We start from the raw sequence: 6,691 nt of genomic DNA, 5'->3' as shown, positions 1-6,691 counted from the left end.
CCATGGCGGGTATGGAATCCATGGCGGATATGGAATCCATGGCGGATATGGAATCCATGGCGGATATGGAATCCATAAGGGCGGATATGGAATCCGCCCCTACAAAAATTGAACACGGGGGTGGATGTGGTATCTATCGGGGCGGATGGATTGATCCTCATGCATTACCCCGCTACCACCCGGGCCCCGCCCGCAACCTTGGCCTTGTTCAGGGTCTTGAGAAATTCCTTTTTCCAATCTTTCCCCCCGTGGCGTTCTGCCAGATATTCCAGTGTATGCAGCACCTCGTTCTCCCGGTTCATCTGGATGAGAGACCGCTTGATGCCGATTTTACACGACGGGCAGCCCACGATGACCGGGCCGTTTTCGGGATATCCCTTGAGGTCCTTGTTCAGCTGCTGCTGTTTTTTGGAGCGGATCTTGTTGTAGATGGCGGGCGAGGTCATGGCGCCCATGCCGGACTCGCCGCAGCACCCCGGGCTCATGCGTACCGAGCATCCGGATTGGGTTTCCAATGCCCTGGCATAGATGGAACCGGCCTTGGCCGGGTCCATGCCCGTCCATTCGGGATGGCAGGCCGCATGGTAGACGAGCCCGCACTCCTCCTGGTCCGTGGGGGGGGATTGCAACCGCTCCATGATAAACTGGACCACGTCCAGATGGTCGGTCTCTTTGCCCTCCCCGGGACGCAGCCGGTACCCGGCGGTTCCTTCCCGGCAGGTGCCGCAGGAGGTCAGAAAAGAGGTGCATCTATGGCCCATGTCACCCAGGCGGGTCATGGCCCTTTGGATGATCTCCCGGTTCTCTCGGCCCATCTGCTGGTACTCTTCCTTGTGCCCGGCCGCCAGCAGGGGATAGCCGCAGCAAAGGTGCACCGGCGGCAGGGCCACACCCACGCCCGTTTTGAGAAGGAGGTAGGTTCCGGCCAGGGCAATGGACGGGTAGAAAAGGCCCGCTCCGCATCCTGGGAAATAGAATACGGTCTCGCAGGGGTCCTGGAAAGGTGTCTCCGGCAGGAAGACAGTGCCTTTTTTGAGCCCCATCTTCCTGGTGAGATTGGTGAAATCCAGTTCCGGTCCCTTGCCCGTGAACATGGGGCTGGACATACGGTGCTTCCAGGTTTCCGGGATCCGTTCGACCACCTTGTTCTGGATGGATTGTCCCACGCTGGCCGCCCGGGCTGCCACGGGAAGCACCTTCTGGGGATTCTTGCTCAAAAACTTGAGGACTTGCGCCTTTACGGGGTGGCCGCCCGCCCCCTTTTCGTCCAGATAGGCCCGCATGTGCAGGGTCACGTCGCTGGTGTGGATCTTGACCGGGCAGACCGCCGTGCATTTGCCGCAGGCCGTGCAATGGTCCATGATCTGCCTGAGCTGATCAAGGAGTTTTTTGTCCGGCTCGCCCGTGTGCAGCTGGGAATAGTAGATGGCCTCGATAAGGGCACCCAGGGCGATGTTCTTGTTCCTGGGGTGGAAGAGGAGTCCTTTGTCGGGCTGGAACATGGGGCAGACCTGCTTGCACTTGCCGCACCGGGTGCAGGTCTGGATATTGGCCAGCAGATTGATCAGCCGGTCCTTGCCCGGAATGGCCGTCTTGTTGATGTCCTTGATCAGCCGGTTGAAGGAAAAGGTGTAGGGCAGGACCACCAGCTCGCGCTGGGTCAGTTTGCCGGGATTGAAGACATTGTTCGGGTCGACCTTGCGTTTGTACCCCTTGAGGGCGGCGATTTTTTCTTCCTGAAGAAAGGGAATCTTGGTGATCCCGATGCCGTGTTCGCCGGAGACCACGCCGCCGAGTTCCAGAACCTTGCGGGTCACCTTGACCACGGCTTCTTCGGCCAGGTGGAGCATTTCAGGGTCATTGGAGTTGACCGGCAGGTTGACGTGACAGTTGCCGTCCCCCGCGTGCATGTGGTTGGCCACGATGATCCGGGTTCCGGTCATGTCCTCGAAGATCTTGTCCAGCCTATCCTGGATCTGGACGTACTTGTTCTTTAGGTGTTGGAAAAAATAGAAGACCTGGAGTTCCAGCTCCTGTTCGGAGATATCTGCGGTGGTTGTCTTCTCCTTGAGGATGTCCGTGGTCACCCCGAGCTCCATCTGGATGAATCCGTCGTCCACCTCGACCCCGTCCAGACCGGTTACCTGCTGCAATGCCTTGCGGTAGGCCCGGGCCAGGTAGTGGAGGTTGATGGCTTCGATGTAGTCGGAAAATTCGGGGATGACTTCCAGAGGTAGGACCACGTCTTCGTTGATCTTGAATCCGCTGGTCCGCTTGGAGATGGCGCTTAACTGGTGCCGGTCGTGCCAGAACCGTTCGGCTTCCTTTTCGTCTTCGGCGACAAAGATGTCCACGTTGGCAAAGGGATCGGTGATGTTCACAATCTCCTTCATGGCCTTGTCCAACGCCTCTTTGTCGTCGGAATCCAGCTGGATGATCAGAACCGAGATGGGGGCGCCCTCGAACTTGGACGATTTCTTCCGGTAGTCGATGGCCTGGACGTATTTGGTGCCGAACTCCTCCATGGCCGAGATTTTGACCTTGTCCCCTTCCTTTCTGATGGTGTCGCGAAGGCCCACAACGCTCTGGATGACCAGGGAGGCGTTGCGCATGGAGGACCCGAAGAATTCCAGGCACAAAACCCGAAAATGGTCCTGCTGGGGATGCAGGGTGAAACACGCCTCGGTGATGATTCCGTCGACCCCTTCTTTCTGGATGCCGGGAAGACCGCCCAGGTATTTGTTGGTCACGTCCTTGCCCAGCCCGGCTGCCCGGATCTTGTCCCCGCGCAGGGTGATGGTCTCCTTGATGTCCCCGTGCTCGTCCAGAATTTCAAATATTGCGGTTTCATGGGGAAAAATTTTGTGTCCGGGATGGTTCTTGCGACGGACCTCTACCCGTTCACCCGATGGGACGACCATGGTGTAGCTTGCCACGTTGTCGATGGTCGTGCCGTACTCAAAGGCAAAGGGGCCACCGGCGTTTTCCGAGACATTGCCCCCCAGGGAAGAGGCCGCCTTGGACGCCGGGTCCACGGTAAAGAGCATGCCGTGTCTGGCCGCTTCCTGGCCCGCGTTCAGGGTCAGAACCCCGGCCTGGACGCAGATGCGTCGTGTTTCCTTGTCCACGGAAAGGATCTTGTTGAACCGGGTCATGCTCAGAACCACGGTGCGCCATTTGGCGGGCACGGCACCCCCGGTCAACCCGGAACCTCCGCCCCGGGGCACGATGGCGAACCCGAGCTCGTTGGCCATGCGGACGATTTTTTGGATCTGCTCCGTGGTTTCGGGGAACACGACCATGGCTGGGAGCTCCATGCGTAGGTCCGTGGCGTCGGTGGAACATTCCACCAGGGTGTGCGGGGAAGTGGAAATCTGATCCTTGGGCAGGATGGAACCCATCCGCTTGAGCAGCTTGGCCGTGAATCTGCGGTCCTGATCGAACCGGTCCCAATAGCCTTCCAGGCATGAGGACAGGTCATGGAAATACTCGGGAGAGAGGGCACCTTTTTCCCGCTTGAGCCGATCCATGACGCTGGCATGGACGTTTTCCGCCGGGATAAAGGGATTGTACCGGATCATGAACAATTCCTCGGCAAGGGACAGGGCCAGTTCCTGCAAATATTCCGGCCAGGTCTGGAATTCTTCAAGAGGGATGCCGAGGACACGTTTGACCAGTCGTTCCGGGGCCAGAGAGATGTGGGGTCCGCGTTGGGGCATGGTTTTTTTTGGTTTTAGGTTTTATGTTTTAGGTTTTAGGCGGTTGGGGATTCGGGATTCGAAATCGGGGATTCTGCGTTCTGCATTTTACATTCGAAATTCGGCTGTAGGGGCAGGCACGGGGGCCTGCCCCTACGGGATACGGGTTTGGGGGTTACACATTGAAGAGAAAATGAACGACATCCCCATCTTTGACGATGTATTCTTTTCCTTCGACACGGAGAACGCCTTTTGACCGGCAGGCGGCTTCGGAGCCGTTGGCAACGTAATCGTTGTAGGTGATGATTTCGGCCCGGATGAAACCTCGTTCGAAATCCGTGTGGATGACGCCTGCCGCCTGGGGGGCTTTCCAGCCTTTGCGGATGGTCCAGGCCTTGGCTTCCTTAGGGCCGGCCGTGAAATAGCTGATCAGGCCCAGAGTGGCGTAGCCGGTGTGGATGACCTGCTCCAGGCCGCTTTCGGTCACCCCGTAGGAGTCCAGGAACTCCGTGCGTTCTTCCTCGTCCAGACCGGCGAGTTCCTCTTCCATCTTGGCCGAGACCTTGATGCAGGCGCAGCCGCGCTGGTCGGCCAGTTCGCGGACACGGGTCACATGGTCGTTGTCTTCCATGATTCCGTCCTCGTCCACATTCATGCCGTAGATGATGGGCTTGGCCGAGATGAGGCCCAGTTCCCTGAAATGGTCACTGATGGCTTCCTCGTTTTTGTCCGGGAATCCCGAGGCCGGTTTGCCGGTTGTGAGGTGCTCCTCGAGTTTTTTGCACATGGCCAGGATCGGGGCGAGTTTCTTGTCTCCCTTGACCTGTTTTTCCAGCCGGGAGATGCGGTTTTCCACGGTCTGCAGGTCGGACATGATCAGTTCGGTTTCAATGATCTCGATGTCCCGGATGGGGTCGATGGAACCGTCCACATGGACGATGTCGTCGTTTTCAAAACAGCGGACAACGTGGAGGATGGCCTGGGTTTCTTTGATGTTGGCCAGAAATTTGTTTCCCAGCCCCTCTCCCTTGCTCGCCCCGGCCACCAGACCGGCGATGTCGATGAAATCGACGGTGGCGTGGACGATCTTTTCCGGGTTGACCAATGTGGCCAGAGCCTGAAGACGTTCGTCGGGAACCGGGACCACGGCCTTGTTCGGTTCGATGGTGCAAAAGGGGTAGTTGGCGCTTTCCGCGTTCTGGGCCCTGGTCAATGCGTTGAATATGGTCGACTTGCCCACGTTGGGAAGGCCGACGATGCCGATGCTCAATGACATGGATGGATGCTCCTTATAGGGGACGACCCGTGACCGACATCATTATTTTTGGTGACAATGATGGAACCCGAGGTCCTGACCGAACAGGTGAAAAGGAAGGGATGGGGAAGTTCGGAACGGGTGTGCGTGTATGCGGTGGCTGAAACGTATTCTTTTGGAGCAGAACCAGAGTGGCCGTCAAGAAAAAATCTTGGGTTTTCCGGATCAGCCCCGGAGTGGCGGTCTGTACAGGAGGGGGTAAATCCATTAGCAGAGTTGGGTCACACAGGGTTTTTCCGGCCCTGGATCAACAATCAGGCGTAAAGGACGTCACCATGCATATCTCCAGAAAACCGACCCGAACCCTTTCCGTGGGTAACGTAGGTATCGGCGGGGACAATCCCGTCCGTGTCCAGAGCATGACCAACACGGACACCCGGGATGTTCAGGCCACATTGGACCAGGTCCATGCCCTGGCCCGGGCCGGATGCGAAATCGTTCGGTTGGCCGTGCTCGATGCAGAGGCGGCCTCGTGTCTGCGTACCATCAAGGAGCAGACCGATGTTCCCCTTGTCGCGGACATCCATTTCGACCATCGCCTGGCCATCCTGTCCATGGAGGCCGGCGTGGACGGTTTGCGTATCAATCCCGGGAACATCGGGGGAAAGGACCATGTGGATCTGGTCGTGGACGCGGCCAAGGCCAATGCTGTGCCCATCAGGATCGGGGTCAACAGCGGGTCCGTGGAAAAAGACCTTCTGGAACGGTTCGGCGGGCCCACGCCCGGGGCCATGGTGGAATCGGCCATGAACCATGTCCGCCTCCTCGAGGATCGTGGATTTTATCAGACCAAGATCTCTCTCAAGTCCTCATCGGTTCTTTCGACCATCGATGCCTACCGGCTCATGAGCGAGAAGGTGGATTATCCACTGCACATCGGCGTGACCGAGGCGGGAACCCCTCTGCGTGGTGCCGTGAAATCCGGGGTCGGTCTGGGCATTCTCCTGGCCCAGGGCATCGGCGACACCCTGCGCGTCTCCCTGACCGGGGATCCGGTGGACGAAATGCTCGTGGCCTGGGAAATATTGCGTTCCCTGGGACTCAGGCAGCGTGGTCCGGAGATCGTCTCCTGCCCCACCTGCGGCAGAACCGAGGTGGACCTCATCGGTCTGGCAACCGCCGTGGAAAAGCGCCTTGCCCATGTCACAGAAGTCTTCACCGTGGCCGTCATGGGCTGCGTGGTCAACGGCCCCGGCGAGGCCAAGGAAGCCGACATCGGCATAGCCGGCGGCCGCGATTGCGGCATCATCTTCCGCAAGGGCGAGGTTGTCCGCAAGGTCAAAGGCGAGGCCAACCTGATTCCTGGATTTCTGCAGGAATTGGAGAAATTTTTGGACGAGAGAACGCAATCACCGAGCGCGTGATGTATTGTCCCGGCGTTCCCGGGACCACGGATTTTTATATCCAATACACTACCACCATGTCGGACCTGTAGGGGCAATCCACAAATTGCCCGTTTGACCGATCCCCGTGGGGCGCGAACAAACAAAAATTGTGGCATAGATCCAACTCGTTGCAATCAAAACAACGCGACCAATCATGACCATCCGATGTGACCACCTGGAACGAAGCGTCAAACCCCTCGAGACCTCTCTGGGCATGCTGGAACGCGCGGAAAAAGGGTCCGTGGAATACGGGGGCTTCCGCAATTCCGTCATCAAAAAACTTGGAAGAACAG

At 58.2% G+C, this 6,691-nt stretch carries 3 protein-coding genes; 1 reads left to right on the top strand and 2 read right to left on the bottom strand.

Annotated elements, in window-relative coordinates:
- Positions 1-164: 164 nt before the first annotated feature.
- Both ACY692_RS09260 and ychF read right to left on the bottom strand, forming a co-directional pair.
- Positions 165-3,719, bottom strand: a complete 3,555-nt coding sequence (locus ACY692_RS09260; protein ID WP_462325073.1) for an FAD-binding and (Fe-S)-binding domain-containing protein — start codon at positions 3,717-3,719, stop codon at positions 165-167.
- 154 nt (positions 3,720-3,873) lie between these two features.
- Positions 3,874-4,974, bottom strand: coding sequence for a redox-regulated ATPase YchF (gene ychF, locus ACY692_RS09255; protein ID WP_462325072.1), 1,101 nt, complete (start codon positions 4,972-4,974; stop codon positions 3,874-3,876).
- Positions 4,975-5,288: 314 nt separating this feature from the next.
- Between ychF and ispG the strand changes: the two genes are divergently transcribed.
- Positions 5,289-6,377: a flavodoxin-dependent (E)-4-hydroxy-3-methylbut-2-enyl-diphosphate synthase gene (ispG, locus tag ACY692_RS09250; protein WP_462325071.1), complete on the top strand. Its 1,089-nt coding sequence runs from the start codon at positions 5,289-5,291 to the stop codon at positions 6,375-6,377.
- Positions 6,378-6,691 lie beyond the last annotated feature (314 nt).

The sequence above is a fragment of the Desulfoplanes sp. genome (assembly GCF_054921335.1).
This window is presented reverse-complemented; position numbering and strand designations above follow the sequence as displayed.